Annotated in this window: 20 protein-coding genes and 1 pseudogene; 17 read left to right on the top strand and 4 right to left on the bottom strand. The window is 67.8% G+C overall.

The window, feature by feature from the left end; all coding sequences use genetic code 11:
- The first annotated feature begins 58 nt into the window (after positions 1 to 58).
- Genes ACSFB7_RS14310 through ACSFB7_RS14295 form a run of 4 tightly spaced genes read left to right on the top strand, consistent with a single transcriptional unit; the run spans position 59 to position 5210 of the window.
- On the top strand, positions 59 to 1129 hold the full coding sequence (locus ACSFB7_RS14310; protein ID WP_435471112.1) for an ABC transporter ATP-binding protein: 1071 nt from the start codon (positions 59 to 61) through the stop codon (positions 1127 to 1129).
- 14 nt (positions 1130 to 1143) lie between these two features.
- Complete coding sequence (locus ACSFB7_RS14305) at positions 1144 to 2790, top strand: ABC transporter permease (protein ID WP_435471110.1); 1647 nt, start codon at positions 1144 to 1146, stop codon at positions 2788 to 2790.
- A 24-nt stretch (positions 2791 to 2814) separates the two neighbouring features.
- A complete protein-coding gene (locus ACSFB7_RS14300; protein ID WP_435471108.1) occupies positions 2815 to 3795 on the top strand; it encodes an ABC transporter substrate-binding protein in 981 nt (326 codons plus the stop codon).
- The gene (locus tag ACSFB7_RS14295) at positions 3792 to 5210 is read left to right on the top strand and encodes an L-serine ammonia-lyase (RefSeq protein WP_435471106.1); all 1419 of its coding nucleotides are present in this window, start codon (positions 3792 to 3794) and stop codon (positions 5208 to 5210) included. Before ACSFB7_RS14300 ends, ACSFB7_RS14295 begins: the two co-directional genes overlap by 4 nt.
- A 19-nt stretch (positions 5211 to 5229) precedes the next feature.
- On the opposite strand, the gene ACSFB7_RS14290 is transcribed toward ACSFB7_RS14295, so the two are convergent.
- On the bottom strand, positions 5230 to 5862 hold the full coding sequence (locus ACSFB7_RS14290; RefSeq protein WP_435471104.1) for a LysE family translocator: 633 nt from the start codon (positions 5860 to 5862) through the stop codon (positions 5230 to 5232).
- Here ACSFB7_RS14290 and ACSFB7_RS14285 point away from each other — a divergent pair.
- Positions 5861 to 6331, top strand: a pseudogene (locus tag ACSFB7_RS14285) (N-acetyltransferase family protein); the annotation flags it as partial. The gene ACSFB7_RS14290 and the pseudogene ACSFB7_RS14285 sit on opposite strands and share 2 nt — an antisense overlap.
- A gap of 55 nt (positions 6332 to 6386) precedes the next feature.
- Here ACSFB7_RS14285 and ACSFB7_RS14280 read toward each other — a convergent pair.
- Positions 6387 to 7238, bottom strand: coding sequence for an aminoglycoside phosphotransferase family protein (locus tag ACSFB7_RS14280; RefSeq protein ID WP_435471102.1), 852 nt, complete (start codon positions 7236 to 7238; stop codon positions 6387 to 6389).
- Positions 7201 to 7905, bottom strand: coding sequence for a GntR family transcriptional regulator (locus ACSFB7_RS14275; protein ID WP_435471100.1), 705 nt, complete (start codon positions 7903 to 7905; stop codon positions 7201 to 7203). The genes ACSFB7_RS14280 and ACSFB7_RS14275 overlap by 38 nt, the downstream gene beginning before the upstream one ends.
- Before the next feature lie 348 nt (positions 7906 to 8253).
- On the opposite strand from ACSFB7_RS14275, the gene ACSFB7_RS14270 reads away from it, so the two are divergent.
- The 9 genes from ACSFB7_RS14270 (at position 8254) to ubiA (ending at position 17491) form a co-directional block, all read left to right on the top strand.
- Positions 8254 to 8982 (top strand): DUF969 domain-containing protein, encoded by a 729-nt coding sequence (locus ACSFB7_RS14270; RefSeq protein ID WP_435471098.1) that lies wholly within the window; start codon positions 8254 to 8256, stop codon positions 8980 to 8982.
- A 2-nt stretch (positions 8983 to 8984) separates the two neighbouring features.
- Positions 8985 to 9941 (top strand): DUF979 domain-containing protein, encoded by a 957-nt coding sequence (locus ACSFB7_RS14265; RefSeq protein WP_435471096.1) that lies wholly within the window; start codon positions 8985 to 8987, stop codon positions 9939 to 9941.
- Entirely contained in the window at positions 9941 to 10624 is a 684-nt protein-coding gene (gene pcp, locus ACSFB7_RS14260; protein ID WP_435471094.1) for a pyroglutamyl-peptidase I, read from the top strand. The genes ACSFB7_RS14265 and pcp overlap by 1 nt, the downstream gene beginning before the upstream one ends.
- 42 nt (positions 10625 to 10666) lie before the next feature.
- The gene (locus ACSFB7_RS14255) at positions 10667 to 11440 is read left to right on the top strand and encodes a LamB/YcsF family protein (RefSeq protein WP_435471092.1); all 774 of its coding nucleotides are present in this window, start codon (positions 10667 to 10669) and stop codon (positions 11438 to 11440) included.
- 2 nt (positions 11441 to 11442) lie between these two features.
- Complete coding sequence (locus ACSFB7_RS14250) at positions 11443 to 13041, top strand: 5-oxoprolinase subunit B/C family protein (RefSeq protein WP_435471868.1); 1599 nt, start codon at positions 11443 to 11445, stop codon at positions 13039 to 13041.
- A 16-nt stretch (positions 13042 to 13057) separates the two neighbouring features.
- Complete coding sequence (locus tag ACSFB7_RS14245) at positions 13058 to 14794, top strand: acetyl/propionyl/methylcrotonyl-CoA carboxylase subunit alpha (protein ID WP_435471090.1); 1737 nt, start codon at positions 13058 to 13060, stop codon at positions 14792 to 14794.
- A gap of 83 nt (positions 14795 to 14877) precedes the next feature.
- Entirely contained in the window at positions 14878 to 15843 is a 966-nt protein-coding gene (locus ACSFB7_RS14240; RefSeq protein WP_435471088.1) for a LysR substrate-binding domain-containing protein, read from the top strand.
- A gap of 134 nt (positions 15844 to 15977) precedes the next feature.
- Positions 15978 to 16553, top strand: coding sequence for a Dps family protein (locus ACSFB7_RS14235; protein WP_435471086.1), 576 nt, complete (start codon positions 15978 to 15980; stop codon positions 16551 to 16553).
- Between the two features lie 77 nt (positions 16554 to 16630).
- The gene (ubiA, locus tag ACSFB7_RS14230; RefSeq protein WP_435471084.1) at positions 16631 to 17491 is read left to right on the top strand and encodes a 4-hydroxybenzoate octaprenyltransferase; all 861 of its coding nucleotides are present in this window, start codon (positions 16631 to 16633) and stop codon (positions 17489 to 17491) included.
- Here ubiA and ACSFB7_RS14225 read toward each other — a convergent pair.
- The gene (locus ACSFB7_RS14225; RefSeq protein ID WP_435471082.1) at positions 17488 to 18108 is read right to left on the bottom strand and encodes a TetR/AcrR family transcriptional regulator; all 621 of its coding nucleotides are present in this window, start codon (positions 18106 to 18108) and stop codon (positions 17488 to 17490) included. The genes ubiA and ACSFB7_RS14225 overlap by 4 nt on opposite strands.
- 148 nt (positions 18109 to 18256) lie before the next feature.
- On the opposite strand from ACSFB7_RS14225, the gene ACSFB7_RS14220 reads away from it, so the two are divergent.
- From ACSFB7_RS14220 to ACSFB7_RS14210, 3 genes are read left to right on the top strand one after another with little or no spacing between them, the layout of a single operon-like run.
- Positions 18257 to 18787, top strand: a complete 531-nt coding sequence (locus ACSFB7_RS14220; protein ID WP_435471080.1) for a MaoC/PaaZ C-terminal domain-containing protein — start codon at positions 18257 to 18259, stop codon at positions 18785 to 18787.
- Positions 18774 to 20378: a class I adenylate-forming enzyme family protein gene (locus tag ACSFB7_RS14215; protein ID WP_435471078.1), complete on the top strand. Its 1605-nt coding sequence runs from the start codon at positions 18774 to 18776 to the stop codon at positions 20376 to 20378. The genes ACSFB7_RS14220 and ACSFB7_RS14215 overlap by 14 nt, the downstream gene beginning before the upstream one ends.
- Complete coding sequence (locus ACSFB7_RS14210; RefSeq protein WP_435471076.1) at positions 20375 to 21730, top strand: MFS transporter; 1356 nt, start codon at positions 20375 to 20377, stop codon at positions 21728 to 21730. The genes ACSFB7_RS14215 and ACSFB7_RS14210 overlap by 4 nt, the downstream gene beginning before the upstream one ends.
- Positions 21731 to 21740 lie beyond the last annotated feature (10 nt).

Here is a 21740-nt window from a genome sequence, read left to right as displayed (position 1 = left end):
TGGTGGCACGGGAGGGGCGCACCTAGCATCGCGCTTCTTTCCACCCTGAACAAGAGACATGGCTTCCATCACCATCGACAACGTCGTCAAGCAGTTCGCCAATCAGACGGTGCTGCAGAACCTGTCGCTGCATGTGCCGGATGGCGCCTTCTACACCCTGCTTGGCCCCAGCGGCTGCGGCAAGACCACGCTGCTGCGCTGCATCGCGGGCTTCAACGAACCCGACGGCGGCCGCATCCTGTTCGACAAGGACGACGTGACGCGCGTGTCGACGCACCACCGCGACATCGGCATGGTGTTCCAGGACTACGCGCTGTTTCCCGACAAGACGGCTTTCGACAACGTGGCCTATGGCCTGCGCGCGCGCAAGGTGCCCAAGGCGGAGATTGCCCGGCGCGTCAATGAAGCGTTGGACAAGGTGAGCCTGCTCGCGCTGGCCGACCGCTACCCGGCGCAGATGAGCGGTGGCCAGCGCCAGCGCGTGGCGCTGGCCCGCGCGCTGGTGATCCGCCCGCGCGTGCTGCTGATGGACGAGCCGCTGTCGAACCTGGATGCCAAGATGCGCCTGCAGATGCGCGACGTGATCCTGGACCTGGTGCGCGAGGCCGGCATCACCACCGTGTTCGTCACGCACGACCAGGAAGAGGCGCTGGCCATGTCGGACCGCATCGCCATCATGGACCGCGGCAGCATCGCGCAACTGGGCACGCCCGAAGAGCTGTACGGCACGCCGGTCAACGCCTACGTGGCGGACTTCATCGGTTCGGCCAACGTGATTCCGGTGCCGGCCGAGTCCGCTGGCGGGGCCGCGTCGCACGTGCGCTACCAGCTGTGCGGCCAGCAGCTCGACGGCATGCAGGGCGGTGCCGCGCTGGGTGCGCAGGGCATCCTCATCGCGCGGCCCGAAGCGCTGTCGCTGATGGCGCCCGCGCCGCATGTGCCGAACGCCATTGCGGGCGAGGTGCTGCGCCGCCAGTACCTGGGCTTCAAGACCGCCTACCGCATCCGGCTGCATGACAACTCCGAGATCCGTGTCGAGCTTCATGCCGGCAACATGGTGGCCGACTTCCAGGCCGGTGACGCGGTGCAGGTATTGGTGCCGGCCGACAGCCGCATCGTCGGCGCCTGAGCGGGAAGCGAACCATGAAAATCAAATGGTGGCCCTGGGGCTTCCTGACCCTGCTCAGCCTTGTGCTGTTGCTGTTCTTCGTGTTCTATCCATTGGGCACGCTGTTCGTGAACAGCGTGCGTGACGAGTCGGGTGCGTTCTCGCTGTCCGGCTTCATCACGCTGCTGCGCGACAGCGAATACCTGCTGGCGTTTCGCAACACGCTGGTGCTCGGCGTGTCCGTCACGGCCTGCACGGTGGCGGTGGGCGTGCCCTTCGCCTACATGGTGGCGCGCTACGACTTCCCGCTGAAGAACCTGGTGGCCGTGCTGCCCATCATGACCATCGTGATCCCCGAGATCATCGTCGGCCAGTCGTGGCTGCTGCTGCTCGGCAACAACGGGCTGGTGACCAACATGCTGGCCGGCGTGGGCATCGAGCTGCCGACCTTCTACGGCTGGACGGGCATGGTCTTTTCCATGACCCTGGTCTACTACACCTACATCTACCTGGGTGTGCTGGCCGCGCTGCGCGGCTTCGACGGCCAACTCGAAGAAGCGGGCCTGAGCCTGGGCACCTCGCCGCTGGCGACCAAGCTGCGCGTGCTGGTGCCGGTGATCCTGCCCGCGGTGCTGGTCAATGCGCTGGTGGTGTTCACGCTGGTGGTGGGCAACTTCGCGCTGTCGGTGGTGCTGGGCAGCAGCGTGCCGCTGCTGTCGGTCATGACGTACAACGCCTTCGTCGGCGAGATGGGCGGCAGCCCGACGTTGCAGAGCGCGATGTCGGTCGTGTCCATCGGCATCGTGGCCATCGTGCTGTTCTTCCAGAAGCGCGTGGTCGAGCGAAAGATCTACACGATGACGCAGGGGCGCGCGCCGGCGGTGGTGCGCGTGCGCTCGGGCGCGGCGGTGCTCTACGCGCTCAGCGTGGGCGTGATCATCGTGCTGTCGATGCTGCCGCTGCTCATCGTCTTCGTGGGCGCATTCACCGAGACCAGCGGGCCGGTGATGCGCTGGGGCCAGTGGTCGCTGTCGAGCCTGGAGCGCGCGCTGCGCGGTGCGCCCGAGCCGATCTTCAATTCGCTGAAGTTCGCCTCGATGGCCACGGTGGTGGGCGTGGCCTTCGCCGTGCTGGTGAGCTACCTGACGATCAAGAAGCGCAACCCGTTCACGCAACTGCTGGACTACATCGTGGTGCTGCCGCTCACCATCTCTGGCACGGTGCTGGGCATTGCGCTGGTGCAGACCTTCAACACCGGCTGGCTGGTGCTGGCGGGCACCTCGGGGATCATGGTGCTGTGCTACACGGTGCGCCGCCTGCCCTTTGCGGTGCGCAATGCGTCGTCGACGCTGTTCAACATCTCGGACTCGATCGAAGAGGCGTCGATCAGCCTGGGCGTGTCGCCGCTGATGACCTTCTTCAAGGTGCTGCTGCCGGCCATGAAGGCCTCGATCATCTCGGCCGGCATCCTGATGTGGGTGACCACCATTTCGGAGCTGTCCGCCTCCATCGTGGTCTACACGGGCGGCCTGGAGACCATGCCCATCGCCATCTTCCGCCAGGTCGACGGCGGCCGCCTGGGGCTGGCTTCGGCCTACGGCGCGGCGTTGGTCACGGTGATCCTGCTGCCCATCGTCGTGTCGATCAAGGTGTTCCGCATCAATCTCTTTTCCAGCAAATAACCAACTTCAACCTGCGAGGTTTTCATGTCCTTCAAGTCTCTGGCGAAATGCGCGGTCGCGGCCCTGGCCCTCGTGGCGGGCGTGGCCGGCGCGCAGACGGTGGTGCTCTACTCGTCCAACAACACGGAGACCGTCGAGACCGCGCTGGCGGTGGTCAAGAAGAAGTCGCCCGCGCTCACGGTGCAGCAGGTCACCGGCGGCACCGGCACGCTGATGAAGCGCATCCAGGCCGAGGCCAAGAGCCCGCGCGGCGACCTGCTCTGGAGCGGCGGCTTCGGCACGCTGGGTGCCTACAAGGACCAGATGGCGCCCTACAAGTCGCCTGAGCTGTCCGCTGTTCCCGCGGCGTTCCGCGGACCGAACGACCTGTGGGTCGGCACCAACGTGCATGTGATGGTGATGATGGTCAACGAGCGCCAGCTCAAGGGCATGGCCGCGCCCAAGACCTGGTCGGACCTGATGCGCCCCGAATGGAAGGGCAAGTTCGCCATCACCGATCCGAGCAAGAGCGCCACGGCCTACATGCTGGTGTATGGGCTGCTCAAGCAGTTCGGCCGCGACGGGCTCGCGAAGCTGGCGGCCAATGCGGTCATCACCGCGTCTTCGGGCAGCACCTACAAGGGCGTGGCCGCCGGCGAATACCCGGTGGGCCTGACCATCGAATACGCGGCGCAGGAGTACGTGGCGGGCGGGCAGAAAGAGATCAAGCTGGTCTACCCCACCGAGGGCAGCTACCTGGCGCCCGAAGGCATGTTCATCGTGAAGGGCGCGAAGAACATGGACGCCGCCATCACGCTGTATAACGACCTGCTGAGCAAGGAAACACAGCAGGAACTGCTGGTGAAGAACTTCCGCCGCCCGGTGCGCAGCGACATCCCGGTGTCCAAGCTCACATCGCTGCCCGACCTTGGCGCCATCAAGATCTTCCCGCTCGACCAGGACGCGGCTTCGGCGGAGTACGAACAGCTCGTGGCCCTGTGGAACCTGGCGGTGAAGGCGCGGTGACCGACGCTGCGAAGTCGGGCTCCACGCTCGTCAGCGCCTTCGATCTTTTCAAGATCGGCATCGGGCCGTCCAGCTCGCACACGGTCGGGCCGATGATCGCGGCGCGACAGTTCGCCTGCCTGCTGCAATCGCGGGGCCTGTTGCCGAACGTGGCCACGCTGGTGACGCAGTTGTACGGCTCGCTGAGCGCCACCGGCCGGGGCCACGGAACAGACCGCGCCGTGCTGCTCGGGCTGGAAGGCCATCGGCCGGACCTGATCGACCCCGATGCCATCGAGCCCATCGTCGCGGCCATCCGGCAAGAGCGCCGCCTGTGCCTGCTGGGCGTGCACACCGTGGCCTTCGACGAAAAGGCGCACCTGCTCTTCATGCGCAAGAGCCTGCCGTATCACCCGAACGGCATGCGGTTCATTGCGCTGGATGCGCAGGGCCTGCCGCTGGCCGAGGCCGACTATTTCTCCGTGGGCGGCGGCTTCGTCGTCGACGTGCAGGGCGTAGGCGTGCGCAACGACGAGGGCGTGCAGCGCCTGTCGCCCACCACGCTGCCCTTCGCGTTCGAGACCGGCGCGGACCTGCTCGCGCAATGCAAGGCGCACGGCAAGTCGATCGCCGCGCTGATGATGGACAACGAAAGCCAATGGCGCCCGCAGGCCGAGGTACGGGCGCAACTGCTTCGGGTGTGGGACACCATGGCCGGGGCCGTGCGGCGTGGCTGCGCGAGCACCGGCACCCTGCCCGGGCGCATGCAGGTGCGGCGGCGCGCGGCGGACCTGTTCCGGCAACTGAAAGGTGACGCGGTCGATGCGGCCACACCCGATCCGCTCGCGGCGATGGACTGGGTCAACCTGTACGCCATTGCCGTCAACGAAGAAAACGCGGTCGGCGGGCGCGTGGTCACCGCGCCCACCAACGGCGCGGCGGGCGTGATTCCAGCGGTGCTGCACTACCACCAGCGCTTCTTTCCCGGCGCGGGCGAAGATGCGGTGGTCGAGTTTTTGCTCACCGCCGCGGCCATCGGCATCATCTACAAGAAGAACGGCTCGCTCTCGGGTGCGGAGGTCGGGTGCCAGGGCGAAGTCGGCGTGGCCTGCTCGATGGCGGCGGGGGCATTCGCCGCCGTGATGGGCGGCACGCCCGGGCAGATCGAGAACGCGGCCGAGATCGGCATGGAGCACAACCTGGGCATGACCTGCGACCCGATCAGCGGGCTGGTTCAGATCCCGTGCATCGAGCGCAATGCGATGGGCGCCGTCAAGGCCATCAACGCCGCGCGCATGGCCTTGCGCGGCGACGGCTCCCACTTCGTCTCGCTGGACAAGGTCATCCGCACCATGATGCAGACCGGCGCGGACATGAAGACCAAGTATAAGGAAACCTCGCGCGGCGGCCTCGCCGTGAACATCGTCGAGTGCTAGCGCGAGGCCTGAAGCGCGATCAACCGGCCGGCCGGCGCGTGAGCGCCAGGATCAGCCCGAAGCCGACCATCATGCTGCCGCTGACCCGGTTGAACCAGCGCATCGCGCGGCTGCCGTTGGCCATGCGGCGCATGCGCACGCCCAGCAGCGCATAGAGCGCAATCGCGACCAGCTCGAACACCAGGAAGGTCACGCCCAGCAGCATGTAGCTCGACGCATACGCGCCGGGCACCACGAACTGCGGAAAGAAGGCGGTGAACACCAGGATGGCCTTCGGGTTGCCCGCCGCCACGGTGAACTCCTGCCGCGCCAGTGCGCGCAGCGAGGGCGGCGCGGAGGCATCGCGTGCCTGCACCTCGGCCGTCGGAGCCGGCGCGCGCAGCAGGCGGATGCCGATCCACACGAGGTACGCGGCGCCGATGTACTTGATGACGTCGAAGGCCATCTCCGACGCCACCAGCACCGCGCCCATGCCCAGGCCCGCGATGGCGATCATGATCGCGAAGGCCAGCAGGCGCCCGCCGGCCGCGAGCACGGCAGGCGACACGCCGTGCTTTGCGCCGTTGGTCACCGACAGCAGGTTGTTGGGGCCGAACGCCATGTTGATGGCGAAGCAGGCGGGCAGGAACAGCAGGTAGGCAGACAGGGTCATGGCGCGTATCCGTCAGCGTGGCGTGGCAGGGTCGGTCATTATTTCAGTTCACCCGAGGCATGCAATGACAACGAACCCACCCCTGAGCATCCGTACCGCCGTGCTGGCGGACCTGCCCGCCATCGCGGCCATGCTGGCCGACGACGTGCTCGGCGCATCGCGCGAACGAGCCGGCGATCTCTCCGTCTACGAAAGCGCGTGGCGGCAGATGCAGGCGCAGGCCGGCAACGAGGTGCTGGTCGCGGTGCTGGGGTCGCAGGTCGCGGGCTGCCTGCAGCTCATCGTCATTCCGGGGCTGGCGCGGCAGGGCGCGCTGCGGGCGCAGATCGAGGGCGTGCGGGTGGCGTCCACCCATCGCGGGCAGGACATCGGCGAGCGCATGTTCGCCCACGCCATCGAGGCCGCCCGCACGGCCGGCTGTCGCCTCGTGCAGCTCACCACCGACAAGCGCCGAACCGACGCGCACCGCTTCTACGAGCGCCTGGGCTTCGAGGCCACTGAAGCTGGAACTGGTCTAGCAGGCCTCAGCCTGGAGCGTCTGCGATGCCGAGTGCCGATGCCGCCAGCTTCGCCACCTCCAGGGTGCTGCCTGGCTCATCGCCGTCCTCCAGCATCCAGATCGCCGACAGGCCGGCCCACGCGAGCACCCACTGCAACAGCCGCCGGCGCTCGATGCCCGATGCGTCCGCAATGAGGTCGATGTGGCGCGCAAGGCGACCCGGTGCCAGGGCGCTTTCACCGTCCGGGTTGCACAGGATGTTCGCGTAGTCGAAGCCTCGCTCGCCGTGCAGGCCCTTGGGGTCGATGGCAAGCCAGCCCGCGGGGCCGAAGTCGAGCACGTTGCCGTGGTGGATGTCGCCATGCAGCACCGTGGCGTCGCGTGGCGCCGCCAGCAGTTCGCGTGCGATGCGCGCGCTGTGCCCGAAGACGCCGCCGTGTGTGGCGGCGCCGGCCCACAGCGACCTGAACCAGTCGGTCAGCGGCACCAGCGGCGGCAGCGGCTTGTTGCGCGGCGCATGCAGGCGCGCGGCCGCTGCGCACAGGATGCGCGTGGCGTCGTCGTCGTGGCCGCGTTCGACCATGCGCGAGAGCGAGTCCGCCCCTTGCGCACGCACCATGAGCAGGGCTTCGCCGTCGTGAGCGAGCACGGGCGCTGCGCCATCGCCGTTCCACCAGGCCATCAGCAGGGCGCCGGCCTGTTCCTCGGGCGCTTGCGAAAGCTTGAGCATGGCGGGCACGCCGCGCTGGCGAACAGGCAGCAGATGGCCGTTCAGCGAGGTGAGCGCCTCACCGTCGATGGTCAAATCCCATCGCTTGAGGTAGCGCTCGAAGAGGGGCCTAGCCGTCGACACCGCTTTCAGGCATCTGCCGCGCATAGACCGCAAGCACGATGCGCTCGGAGTGAATGAGGTAGTCGTTCAGCGCCACCGCCCCTTCGGCGAACTTGCCGGCTTCGATCAGTTCGAGCAGCTTGGTGTTCATGTCCACGTAGGGCGCGTGCAGGAACTCCGGGTCTTTCAGCAGGCCGAAGGCCAGCCGCAACTCGACCAGGATGTGCGCGAACAGGATGTTCAGCCGCTCGCTGTCGGCCAGTTCCACGATGGCCATGTGGAACTCCATGTTGGCCGTGCCCACGCCCAGCCAGTCGCCGGCTTCGCGGCACTGGTGTGCCATTTCAACCGCGTCGCGCATGTGCTTCTTGGCGGGGTGGCGCGGATAGGCCTGGGCCAGCGCCTGGCATTCGATGAGGCGCCGCACCCGGTAGATGTCGATGATCGACGCGATGCTGGGCACCGCCACGAACACGCCGCGGTTGGGCGCGTGCTTGAGCAGCCCTTCCTTGGTCAGCGTGCGGAACACCTCGCGCAGGGTGTTGCGCGAAATCTCCAGGCTGTCGGCCAGCGCGGCTTCCGACAGCCGCTGCCCCGGCGAGAACTCGCCCTTGACGATCTTCTGGCGAATGAGTTCGGCCACCCGGTCGTTGAGGGTCTGCGCGCCGGCGGCCGGCGCGGCAGGGGAAGTGGAGGAGACCAGTCGGTTCATGCCGGGAGGGGATGCAAAGGGAGCGTGGATGCCGCGCGCTCACCGGCCATGCCGACTGGGCGACACCGTCCCACAAGGCGCAGCGAGCCTGCTTTGTAGCAGATTTCCCCCGCGCCGAGCCGCGCATGCGGGGGCGGCGAAATGCGCACCAAAGAATGCTTTTTTCAGGGTTTTCATGGGGGTATCCGGGCACTGTTGTTGGGCATACTGCCGCAAATTGTTCAACAACTTGTCTTAAATGAGTGATTCATAAGAAATGAATTGCTCATTCATTGGCACGGGGTTTGCATCAATCGATTCACCGGCGCGCCCGCGCAGGCTGGCTCCGAGTTCAAACGAAAGACCAACATGACTCCTGACATTCCCCTGTGGCCGCTGATTGGCGTGGCCGTGATCATTGCGGGGTTCATCCTGCGCTTCAATCCGATGCTGGTGGTGATCGTCACGGCCATCGTGACGGCGTTCGCCGCCGGTTTCAGCCCGATGGCGGTGCTGACGGCCATCGGCACGGGCTTCATCAAGACGCGCAACCTGCCGCTGATCCTGCTGCTGCCGTTGGCTGTGATCGGCCTGCTGGAGCGGCACGGCCTGCGCCAGCACGCACAGAACTGGATCGGCCGCATCAAGTCGGCCACCGCCGGGCGCCTGCTGATCGTCTACCTCGCCGCGCGCGAACTCACGGCAGCCATCGGCCTGACCAGCCTGGGCGGCCATCCGCAGATGGTGCGTCCGCTGCTGGCGCCGATGGCCGAAGGCGCCACCGAGAACCGCTACGGCAAGCTGCCCGACCGCATCCGCCACAAGCTGCGCGCCTACGCCGCGGCCACCGACAACGTGGGCCTGTTCTTCGGCGAAGACATCTTCGTGGCCTTCGGCGCCATCGTGCTGATGAGCACCTTCCTGCACGAGGCCGGCATCGACGTGGAGCCGCTGCACATCGCGCTGTGGGGCATTCCGACCGCCATCGCCGCTTTCATCATCCATTCCTGGCGCCTGCGCCGGCTGGACCAGTCGCTGGCCCGTGAACTGGGCGCTGCCGAGCCGTCCGCCGCCGTGCCCGCCAAGGAAGGACGCTGATCATGATCCTGTCGATCCAGCACCTGTACATCCTGGTCGGCCTCATCCTCGCCATCACGGCGATCATGACGCTGACCGACACCAAGCACCCCAAGCGCTACACCAGCGCGGTGTTCTGGGGCCTCTATTCGCTGGTCTTCCTGATCGGCGACAAGCTGCCGCCCGCATGGGTCGGCGTCGGCGCCATCGCGATGGCCGTCATTGCTGGCATGCGCGGCGTCGGCGTGGGCAAGCACCGCGAGCCCACGCCCGAGCAATACCAGGCCAGCGCCGCGCGCCTGGGCAACAAGCTGTTCATGCCGGCACTGGCGATTCCGCTGGTCACCGTCATCGGCACCGTGCTGATGAGCAAGGTCAAGATCGGCGACGCTTTCCTGCTCGACCCCAAGAACACCACGCTGGTGAGCCTGGGCGTAGGCTGCGTGGTGGCGCTGGCGCTGGCCTGCTGGCTGACGCGCGAAACCCCGGTGCAGGGCATGCGCGAATCGCGCCGCCTGACCGACGCACTCGGCTGGGCCGTGGTGCTGCCGCAGATGCTGGGCATGCTGGGCCTGGTGTTCTCCGACGCCGGCGTGGGCAAGGCGGTGGCGTACATCACCACCAGCTACATCAACATGGACATCCGTTTCGTGGCGGTGGTGGTCTACGTGCTGGGCATGGCGCTCTTCACCATCATCATGGGCAACGGCTTCGCGGCCTTCCCGGTGATGACGGGCGGCGTCGGCGTGCCGGTGCTGGTGGGCGTGTACCACGGCGACCCGGCGGTGATGGCGGCCATTGGCATGTTCTCGGGCTACTGCGGCACGCTGATGACGCCGATGGCGGCCAACTTCAACATCGTGCCGGCGGCGCTGCTGGAGCTGCCCGACAAGAACGCGGTGATCAAGGTGCAGATACCGACCGCGGCGGCCTTGCTGGTGGTCAACATCTTCCTGCTGTACTTCCTGATGTTCCGCTGATGGACCTGCGCAAGACGACAGACGGCTCGGCCCCGCGCGTGCTGGTCGCGGGCTTCGAGCCCTTCGAGAACGATCCGGTCAACCCCGCGTGGGAAATCGCGCGCACGCTCGACGGCTGGGCCTGCGAAGGCGCCGTGGTGCAGGCGGTGCAACTGCCCTGCGTGTTCGGCCGAGCCATCGACACGCTCGACGCCGCGTTGGCTGGCCCGCCTCCGCAGCTGGTGCTGTGCATCGGCGCGGCGGGCGGGCGCACTGAAATTTCGATGGAACGCGCCGCGCTGAACATCGATGACGCGCGCATCCCCGACAACGTCGGACAGCAGCCCATCGATCTCCCCGTGGTCAAGGACGGCCCGGCCGCCTACTTCGCGACGCTGCCGATCAAGGCCATGGTGCGCGACATGCGCGCGGCGGGCCTGCCCGCGGCCGTGTCGAACAGTGCCGGCACTTTCGTGTGCAACCACATCTTCTACGCGCTGATGCATCGGCTCGCGACGCGTCCGGCGCTGGCGCACGCGCGTGGCGGCTTTGTCCACGTGCCCTACCTGCCCGAGCAGACCACGTCCAAGCCGGGCGTGGCCAGCATGGCGCTGGCCACGCAGGTGGACGCGATGCGCGTGGCGATCCGCACCGCGCTCACGGTGCGCAACGACGTGCGTGAAACGGCCGGCCGCCTGCATTGACCTGACCCCAAGGCGTGCGTGCATGCACGCCGGAGACCAACGATGAACATCGACTTGAACAGTGACCTCGGCGAAAGCCTCGGCGTCTGGCGCATGGGCGACGACGCCGCCATGCTGGGCATCGTGAGCAGCGCCAACGTGGCCTGCGGCTTCCACGCAGGCGACCCCGCGGGCATCCTGCGCACGCTGCGACAGGCGAAGGAACGCGGCGTCGCGGTCGGCGCCCACGTGGCCTACCGCGACCTCGTGGGCTTTGGCCGCCGCAACATGGACGTGGACAGCGCCGACCTGCGCGCCGACGTGATCTACCAGATCGGCGCGCTGAAGGGCCTGGCCTCAGCGGCCGGCACCACCGTGCGCTATGTGAAGCCGCATGGCGCGCTCTACAACACCATCGCTCATGACGAGCGGCAGGCGCGCGATGTCATCGCGGCCATCCGCGAGATCGACCCCGGCTTGTGCCTCGTGGCGCTGGCGGGTTCGCCGCTCTTGGGCTGGGCCGAGGCGCAGGGCCTGCGCGCGGTGGCCGAGGCCTTTGCCGATCGCGCCTACACGCCGCAGGGCACGCTGGTGTCGCGCCGCGAACCCGGTGCGGTGCTGCACGACGCGCAGGACGTGGCCGAACGCATGCTGCGGCTGGCCAGCGAAGGCGTGGTCACGGCCATCGACGGCAGCGTGGTGCGCATCCAGGCCGACTCGGTCTGCGTGCACGGCGACAGCCCGGGCGCGGTCGAGATGGCGCGCCGGGTGCGCGAGCGGCTTGAACAAGCCGGCGTGACGATCAGGCCTTTCGTCGTGGAAGCGGCTGCTGCATGACGATGCGCTTCCTGCCGGTCAATCTGAATGCCGTGCTGGTCGAACTCGACGACCTGGCACAGACGCTCGCGCTGCTGGCATCGCTGCGCGCCGAGCCCATCGCGGGCGTCGAAGAACTGGTGCCTGCCGCGCGCACGATCCTGGTCAGCTTTCGGCCTGCCGCGATTTCGGCGGCGGCGCTCGCACGCGAGATCGGGCAGCGCAGCCTGGACGCCCGCGAGACGCGAGTCGACAAGCGCATCGAGATTCCCGTGCGCTACACGGGCGAGGACCTGGCCGAAGTGGCCGGCCTGCTCGGCATCACGCCCGAGGAAGTGGTGCGCCGCCATACGGGCAGCGACTACAAGGTCGCCTTCACCGGTTTCGCACCCGGCTTTGCCTATCTGGCCGGCGGCCACCCGAGCCTGAACGTGCCACGGCGCGCGGTGCCGCGCACCCGCATCCCGGCCGGTGCGGTCGGGCTGGCAGGCAGCTTCAGCGGCGTGTACCCGCAGGCCAGCCCCGGTGGCTGGCAGATCATCGGCGTGACCGATGCGCCGATGTGGGACCTGGCGCGTGAAACGCCGGCGCTGCTGCAGCCCGGCGACACGGTGCGCTTCGTGGATGTCACGGCGTCGCAGGTGTCGCTGCCTGTGGTTCAGGACGCGGCGGTGGCACCAGTGCCTGCCGCCGTCGAAGGTGGCTGCGCTTTCGAGGTTCGCGCCGCGGGACTGCAGGCGCTGTGGCAAGACCGTGGCCGCCACGGGCAGGCGAAGCAGGGCGTGTCCGCCTCCGGCGCGATGGACCAGCGGGCGTTGCAGGCGGCCAATCGATTGGTCGGCAATGCCTCCGACACCGCCTGCCTGGAGATCGCCTACGGCGGCTTCCAGTTCGCCTGCCGTGGCGAGGCGGTGATCGCCGTCACCGGCGCCGACGGGCCGCTCACGCTGACCCGCGCCGACGGCGCGCAATGGCCGTTGCCGCGCCACCAGCCGGTCGCGCTGGCCGATGGCGACGTCGTGACACTGGGTGAGCCGAGCGCCGGCATCCGCAGCTACCTGGCGGTGCGTGGCGGCTTCGCCATCGCGCCCGTGCTCGGCAGTTGCTCCACCGACACGCTGGCCCGCATTGGCCCGCCGGCGGTGGTCACGGGCGACGTGCTGCCGGTGCGCGCGGTCGCATCCGGCGCTGTCGTCGGCGCACCTGAAGCAGCGCCGGTCGACCTGCCCACCGTGCATGAAGAAGTCGTGCTCGACATCGTGCTCGGCCCACGCACCGACTGGTTCACCGCCGATGCGGTCGAACGCCTGTGCAGCCAAGCGTGGCTGGTCACGCCGCAGTCCAACCGCGTCGGCATCCGGCTGGCCGGCGAGCAGGCGCTGGTGCGCGCCAACACGTCCGAGCTGCCGAGCGAAGGCACGGCCCGGGGCTCGATCCAGGTGCCGCCCAGCGGCCAGCCTGTGCTGTTCCTGGCCGACCACCCGCTGACCGGCGGCTACCCCGTGATCGCTTCCGTCGCCACCTATCACCTGGACCGTGCGGGGCAGATCCCCGTGAACGCCCGCGTCCGCTTCCAACCCATTGCGGGCCAAGGCTCCGGCCCCGGCCCCGTCGAACCTTGAGATCGAAAGTCCTGCGATGAAAAAAGTCCTGATCGCCAACCGTGGCGAAATCGCCGTGCGCATTGCGCGCGCCTGTGCCGACTACGGCGTGCAATCGGTCGCCGTGTATGCCGATGCCGATCTGGATGCCCTGCACGTGCGCATGGCCGACGAGGCCTACGGCCTGGACGGCAACCGCCCCGCCGACACCTACCTGAACATCGGCAAGCTGCTTGCGGTTGCCAAGCGCAGCGGCGCCGATGCGGTGCACCCCGGCTACGGCTTCCTGTCCGAGAGCGCGGCCTTCGCGCAGGCGGTCATCGACGCGGGCCTGGTCTGGATCGGCCCGTCGCCCTCCGCCATTGCCCGCCTGGGCGACAAGGTGCAGGCGCGCAAGCTCGCGATGCAGGTCGGCGCGCCGCTGGTCGCGGGCACGGCCGACCCGGTGAGCAGCGCCGACGAGGTGCTGGCCTTCGCCGAGCAGCACGGCCTGCCGGTCGCCATCAAGGCCGCGTTCGGCGGCGGCGGTCGCGGCATCAAGGTCGCGTGGCGCATGGACGAAGTGGCGGGGCTGTACGAGTCGGCGGTGCGCGAGGCTGTCACGGCCTTCGGTCGCGGCGAGTGCTATGTCGAGCAGTTCCTCGACCGGCCGCGCCACGTCGAGGCGCAGGTCATCGCCGACACGCACGGCCAGGTCGTCGTGCTCGGCACGCGCGACTGCTCGCTGCAGCGGCGCAACCAGAAGCTGGTGGAAGAGGCGCCCGCGCCCTTCCTCAGCGATGCGCAGCGCGAGCGCATCCATCAGTCGGCGCGCGACATCTGCGCGGCCGCCGGCTACACCGGTGCGGGCACGGTCGAGTTCATGCTCAGCGCGAGCGGCGCGATCTCGTTCCTCGAAGTCAACACGCGGCTGCAGGTCGAGCATCCGGTGACCGAGGAAACCACCGGCATCGACCTCGTGATCGAGCAACTGCGCATTGCCGACGGCCTGCCGCTGTCGATCACGCAGACGCCGGTGCCGCGCGGCCATTCGTTCGAGTTCCGCATCAACGCCGAAGACGTGGGCCGTGGCTTCCTGCCTTCGCCGGGGCCGGTCAATGTGTTCGATGCGCCCTCGGGTCCTGGTGTTCGCGTCGACACGGGCGTTGTGGCCGGCGGGGCGGTGCCGGGCACTTTCGATTCGTTGATGGCCAAGCTGATCGTCACCGGCGCCACGCGCGCGCAGGCGATTGCGCGGGCGCGCCGCGCGCTCAAGGAGTTCCGCATCGAGGGCCTGGCGACGGTGCTGCCGTTTCACCGTGCCGTCATGGCGCATCCCGACTTCGTTTCGGAAGACGTCTTCAAGGTGCACACGCGTTGGATCGAGACCGATTTTGCGAACGCAGAGACGGCGGCAGTGCGGCCCGAACCGATGCCGGATACCACGCTGTATCGCACCGCCATCGAAGTGGGCGGGCGCCGCATGTCGCTGGGCCTGCCGCCCGAGCTGCTGCGCGGGCTGTCGTCGGCTGCTGCTGGTGGTGGCGTGGGCGCCGCGCCTGCTGTGCAAGCGCCGGTGGCAGACGCCGCCGCCGTGCCCGCGCCGGTCTCCGGCACCCTGCAAGGCTGGAAAGTCGCCGACGGCGACGAGGTCGCGCAAGGCACCGTCATCGCCGTGATGGAAGCAATGAAGATGGAAATGCAGGTCGTCGCGCATCGCGCGGGGCGCATCGCCATGTCCGCTGCGGCGGGCAGTTATGTGGCAGCCGGCGTGGCGATCGCGACCATCGGGTGAGCCCGGGGCGGCCGGCTTTTCGCTGGCCGCTTAGACCCCGTTCAAGCCGGGTCACACACCCTTGCGCATAATTGACGCAAGCTATGACTCTCACCGAACTCAAATACATCGTCGCAGTAGCCCGCGAACGGCACTTCGGCAAGGCGGCCGAGGCCTGCTACGTCTCCCAACCGACCCTGTCGGTGGCCATCAAGAAGCTCGAGGACGAGCTCGAGGTCAAGCTCTTCGAGCGCAGTGCCGGCGAAGTGACCGTCACGCCGCTCGGCGAGCAGATCGTGCAGCAGGCGCAAAGCGTGCTCGACCAGGCCGCCAGCATCAAGGAAATCGCCAAGCGCGGCAAAGACCCGCTGGCCGGCCCGCTGAACCTGGGCGTGATCTACACCATCGGGCCGTATCTCCTGCCCGACCTGGTGCGCCAGGTGATCGCGCGCACGCCGCAGATGCCGCTGGTGCTGCAGGAGAACTTCACCGCCAAGCTGCTGGAGATGCTGCGCGCCGGCGAGATCGACTGCGCCGTGATGGCCGAGCCCTTCCCCGACACCGGCCTGGCAATGGCGCCGCTGTACGACGAGCCCTTCATGGCGGCACTGCCCACCAAGCACAAGTTTGCCGACCGCGAATCGATCACCTCCGAAGAGCTGCAGAACGAAACCATGTTGCTGCTGGGCACCGGCCATTGCTTTCGCGACCACGTGCTCGAGGTGTGCCCCGAGTTCGCGCGCTTCTCCAGCAATGCCGAAGGCATCCGCAAGAGCTTCGAGGGCTCCTCGCTCGAAACCATCAAGCACATGGTGGCCTCGGGCATGGGCGTGACGCTGGTGCCGCGCCTGTCGGTGCCGGCCGAGGCGCTCAAGCCCAAGGGCAAGGGCCGCAAGGACTCCGAGCAGATGGTGCGCTACCTGCCGGTGCGCGACGCGCACGACCGCGATCCGCCCACGCGCCGCGTGGTGCTGGCATGGCGGCGCACCTTCACGCGCTATGAAGCGATTGCGGCGCTGCGCAACGCGATCTATGCGTGCGAGCTGCCGGGCGTCAAGCGTCTCTCATAGAGATTCGAGGAGTCGGCCTACGTGGCGGCTGTTTTGAATCGCTCATCGCTGGGATAGAGTGAGGCTGTTGCGAAGCCGCAGCGCGGCTTCGAGAATCACTCGTTCACTCCCAACTTGAAGAAAGAGTTCTCGCCATGGCCAAAGCCTCGAAGAAATCGTCGTCTGCTTCCTCCGCCGGCAAGGTGCCCAAGAAGGGCGGTGCCGTGGTCGCGCAGGAGTCCGGCAGCCGCAACGCACCGATCATCAACATCGGCATCGAACGCCAGGACCGCGCGGCCATCGCCGAAGGCCTGAGCCGCGTGCTGGCCGACACCTACACGCTGTACCTCACGACGCACAACTTCCACTGGAACGTGACGGGCCCGCACTTCAACTCGCTGCACGCGATGTTCATGGGCCAGTACACCGAACTGTGGAACTCGACCGACGTGCTCGCGGAACGCATCCGCGCCCTGGGCCACTACGCGCCGGGCTCGTACGCCGAGTTCAGCAAGATCGCCACCGTGCCCGACGTGCCGCAGACCCCGCCCAAGGCCATGGAGATGGTGCGCATCCTCGTGAAGGGCCACGAGACCGTGTCGCGCATCGCGCGCGAATTCATCCCCGTGGCCGAAGAAGCCGGCGACGATCCGACGGCCGACATGCTGACCGCGCGCTGCACCGTGCACGATCAAACGGCCTGGATGCTGCGTTCGCTGCTCGAAGACTGAGCGCACCCCGGTCCTTGCACCCCACCAAGAGCGGCACAATGGCCGCTCTTTTTTCGTCTGCCTCTTCGGCCACCCGCATGCTTGCCCGTCGTTTTGCGCTCTACCTCGACCTGATCCGCTGGAACCGCCCCGCCGGCTGGCTGTTGCTGCTGTGGCCCACGCTGGGCGCGCTCTGGTTCGCCGCCGATGGCTGGCCGGGCTGGCACCTGATCGTGGTGTTCACGCTCGGCACCTTCCTCATGCGCAGCGCAGGCTGCTGCGTGAACGACGTGGCCGACCGCGAGTTCGACCGCCATGTGAAGCGCACCGCCCAGCGCCCCGTGACCAGCGGCGCGATGTCGGTCAAGGAAGCGCTGGGCCTTGGCGTGGTGCTGGCGCTGGCGTCCTTCGGGCTCGTGCTCACCACCAACCGCACGACGGTGCTGTGGTCGTTCGCGGCACTGGCCATCACGCTGATCTATCCCTACGCCAAGCGCTACGTGTCGATCCCGCAGGCGGTGCTGGGCATCGCCTTCAGCTTCGGCATTCCGATGGCGTTCGCGGCCGTGCAGTCGACGGTGCCGTGGTTCGCCTGGCTGCTGCTTGCGGGCAACCTGTTCTGGGTGCTGGCCTACGACACCGAATACGCGATGGTCGACCGCGACGACGACCTCAAGATCGGCATGAAGACATCGGCCATCACCTTCGGCCGCTTCGACGTGGCGGCGGTGATGCTGAGCTACGCGATCTTCCTGGCGGTCTGGATCTGGGCCGGTGCCAGCCGCTCGCTGGGCGTGCTGTTCTACGTGGGGATCGCCGTGGCCGTGGCGCAGGCGTTCTGGCACTGGCGCCTGATCCGCGAGCGCACGCGCGAAGGTTGCTTCAAGGCCTTCCGCGAGAACCATTGGCTGGGCTTCGCGGTGTTCGTCGGTATCGTGGCCGGCTACGCGATTCGCTAGCCGCGCGGCGGCGCCTGCAGCCGCTCGAGTTCGTCGAGCACGAGCTGGCGTTGCAGCTTGATCGGCATGGCGCGCGGCCTCAGCGCGTAGGTGGCGCCGATGCCTTCCACCAGTGCGATCAGCCTCGACATGGCGAAGCCGAGGTCGGTTTTCGCGGGAATCTGCCCGTCGGCCTGCAGCCGCACCAGCTCTTGCATCATGTCGTCTTCGTACACGCGGTAGTGGCGTTGCTGCATCTTCGCGATGACGGGCGAACGCAGCGCTTCGCTCTGCAGCACGATCGACAGCTTCCAGCCGAAGGCGGTGTGGGGCTTGAGCGGCAGGCAGGACAGCAACATGCGTTCCAGCCGCCGGCCGGCCGGCGCGCGCTCGATGGCGGCGCGGTAGTCGTCGAACAGGCCCCGGTACAGGCGCTCGATCATTTCTTCCAGGATCGCTTCCTTCGTGGGGAAGTGATGCATCACGATGCCGGTGGTGAACCCGATCTCGCCGGCGATCGAGCGGATCGTGACCGCGGCCAGTCCGCCCGTGGCGGCCATGCGCCAGGCAGCGTGGACGATGGCTTCGCGCCTGTCGGCCTGTGGCTTCGGTGTCTGTGCTTCTGCTGTCTTTCCCAAGGTAACGCTCTCCGGTGTGCGACGACTCTACAGGAGGATGCCTGTCTGACGAGTCCCTATTGCGCATCTACATAACGCTTGTTATATTTTCCACTAAACATAACAAGTGTTATGTGGATTCGGAAAAATCACAGGAGACGAAGACCCCATGCAGACAGCCGCAACATCGCCATCGACCGCCGCCGCGCTGGCCCGGATGCAACAGAAGATCGGCCAGGAGGGCGTGTCCGAGTGGCACCGCATCACCCAGGACATGGTCGACCGCTATGCGGATCTGTCGGGCGACGGCACTGGCGAATGGATTCATCTCGATCCGCAGCGCGCGGCCCGCGAGGCCTCTTACGGCGGCACGATCGTGCAGGGCTTCTTCCAGGTGTCGCACCTCATCAAGCTGAGCGGCGAGGCCATGCGCACGCTGGTGTCCTTCGACATGAACCATGCGCTGAACTACGGCTTCGACAAGCTGCGCTTCGTGCGGCCGATGCCGGTCGGCGCGCGCTTTAGGGCGCGTGTGCGCATCTCGGAAGTCACGCCCAGGCCCAACGACAGCTTCCTGCTGAAGGAAGACGTGCTGCTCGAGATGGAAGACGGCACCGTCACGCTGGCGGCCAGTTGGTTGTTCTTCCTGGGGCCGCGTGCGTTGACCGAAAGCGGGGAGCCGGACCATGCCGTTGACTGACCTGCCCCGCGCCGACGCCTGGCTGGCGCACCACGCGCGCACCCGCGCCGACACCGACGCCTGGGTGGCGGATGACCAGTGCATCTCGTTCGCCCAGGCGCAGGCGTGGGTCGATGCGCTGGCAAGCGCCCTGCTGGCGCATGGACTCACGCCGGGCCAGCGCGTCGCCGTCTATGCCAAGCCTTGCCCCGCATTCATGGCGCTGTTTCTCGCCATCTCCAGCGTCGGCGGCATCTACGTGGGCCTGAACCCCAAGTACACCGAGGCGGAACTCGCGGTGATCATGGCCGACTGCCGGCCCACGCTGCTGTTCGGCCTGCTCGACGACGAACCGGCGCATGTGCGAAAGATCGAGGCGCTGGCCGAGCGCGCGGAAGGCAGTTGCTGGGTCGTGTCCGGCCGCAGGCTCGATGCCTTCGCGAAGACCGGCAAGGACGTGGCACCCGAGCGGCTGCAGGCGGCGCGCGACGCCGTGCGCGGGCAGGACACGGCGCTGCTGGTCTACACCTCGGGCACGACCGGCACGCCGAAGGGCGCGCAGCTCACGCACCGAGGCATCGTGTTCATCGCGCCGGTCACCAACGACCCGGCGCACTTCGGTGTCGAGGGGCAGGGGCGCACGCTGTGCAACCTGCCGGTCAATCACGTCGGCTGCGTGGTGGACCTGTGCACCAACTGCGTGGTGACGGGCACGACCGTGGTGTTTCAGCCCGACTTCGACCCCGACGCGATGCTGCAGGCCATCGAGACGCATCGCCTGACCATGATCGGCGGCGTGCCTGCGATGTTCCTTGCCGTCAGCCGTTCGCCGCGCTTTCGCAGCACCGACTATTCGAGCCTGCAGAAGATCATCCTGGCCGGCAACCAGCCGCCACTGCCGCTGGTTCGGCTGCTGCAGGAGGTGACGGGCCGGCCCGTGATGAACGGCTACGGGCTGACCGAGGCGATGGGTTTTTCGACCTTCACCGACATGGACGACGACGCCGAGACCATCGCCGGCACCGTCGGCCGCTTCGATTCGCGCATCGGATGGCGCGTGGCGGACAGTGCGGGTCGCCCTTGCCCCAAGGGCACGGCCGGTGAGATCCAGCTTCATGGCGATTGGCTCTTCACCGGCTATTTCCAGCGCCCCGATGCAACCGCCGAGGCCTTTGCGGAAGGCGGCTGGTTCCGCACCGGCGACATCGCCGTCGTGACGCCCGAAGGCCGGGTGAAGCTGGTGGGGCGCAGCAAGGAGATGTTCAAGTCGGGCGGCTACAACGTGTATCCGCTGGAGATCGAGCAGGCACTGGAAGCGCTGGCGCCGGTGACGATGGCCGTGGTGGTGTCGGTGCCGGACGACGAGTACGTCGAGGTGGGCTACGCCTTCGTCGTCACGCAGCAGCCGGACGACAGCCCCGGCGCACTGAAGGCCGCGCTGCGCGAGCGGCTGGCCAACTACAAGCTGCCCAAGCACATCGAGGTCGTGCGCGAGCTGCCGATGCTGCCCATCGGCAAGGTCGACCGGCTGGCGCTCAAGGCGCGGGCCTGCGCTGCCGTGGCGAGGCGCGAGACGCTTGCCGTGTTCCCCGCCGAACCGAGGCCCGCATGACCACCACCACACCGATCGCGGCCACGCAGCCGCTGGCCTTGCGCGTGCGCGTGGCCTATGGGTTCGCCACGCTGGGCACCGGCAGCTTCCTGGTGGTGCCGCAGCTTTTTCTGCTGTTCTTCATGACCGACCACCTGGGCATCGCGGCGGCGTGGGCGTCGTTCACGCTGCTGCTGCCCAAGCTGTGGGAGTTTCTGACGGACCCGTACATCGGGCTGCGTTCGGACCGCGCCGAGACGCGCTGGGGCCGGCGCCATCCGTTCATGCTGCTGGGCGCGGTGCTGCTGTCGAGCGGCATCGCGCTGGTGTTCAACGTGCCGGCGCTCGACACGCCGCAGGCCCGCTGGGTCTACGTGACGGTCATGTTCGTGCTGGCGACGACGGGCTATGCGCTGTTCAGCGTGCCCTACACCGCACTGCTCGGCGAGATCACCGGCGACCGGCATGAACGCACCCGCCTCGTCGCGCTGCGCATGGGCTTCCTGGGTCTGAGCCTGCTGATCGCCGCTGTGGGCTGGCCCGAGGTACTGAAGGCGCTGGGCGGCACAGCGAAGGCCTATGGCGTGGTCGGGTGGGGTGTGGGCGCCTTGTGCCTCATCGCGATGCTGGTCACCGTGCTCGGCACGCGCCGCATGCCGCTGCTGCAGGGCGCGACCGATGCCACGAGCCTGCCGGCGCAACTGCGCACGGTGCTGGGCGAGCGGGCCTTCGTGATGCTGGCGCTGGCCTACGGGCTGCAGATGCTGGCGCAGAGCGCCAACTCGACCATGCTGGCGTACGTGGGCAAGTACCTGAGCCCGCTGGGCGGCAACTTCCTCGCGCTGTACTTCGGCGTGATGACGCTGGCGAGCGTGATCGCGATGCTGCTCTGGTCGATGGTGGCGCGGCGCCTGCCCAAGCGCACCTGCTTCGTGCTGGGAACCTGCATCGGCGTGGTCGGCTTCCTGGTGTCGGTGCTGGGCCTGTCGACGTCGATGGCCGTGCTGGTGATCGGGGCGGTGCTGGCGGGCATCGGCTTTTCGGCGGGGCAGGTCTTCGGCTTTTCGCTGCTGCCGGACGTGATCGACGTGCACCGGCGGCACAGCGGCAAGAACCGCGACGGCGCGTTCACGGGCGTGTGGGTCGGCTGGGAAAAGATCGGGCTGGCGCTGGGCGCCATGCTGTCGGGGCTGGTGCTGGGCTGGAGCGGCTTCATTCCCTCGACCGGCCAGGCGGTTGCGCAGCCGGCGTCCGCGCTCGCCGCGATGATGTGGCTGTTCGGCATCGTGCCCGCGCTGTTGATGGCGGCGTCGCTGCTGCCACTGCTTTCGCGCAGCCTGCGGGCCGTGGAAGCCGCCCGGCCTGCGGACTGACCTACCTTCG

Origin of the sequence: Variovorax raffinosi (assembly GCF_051216615.1) — a bacterium.
Lineage (GTDB): Bacteria > Pseudomonadota > Gammaproteobacteria > Burkholderiales > Burkholderiaceae_C > Variovorax.
This window is presented reverse-complemented; position numbering and strand designations above follow the sequence as displayed.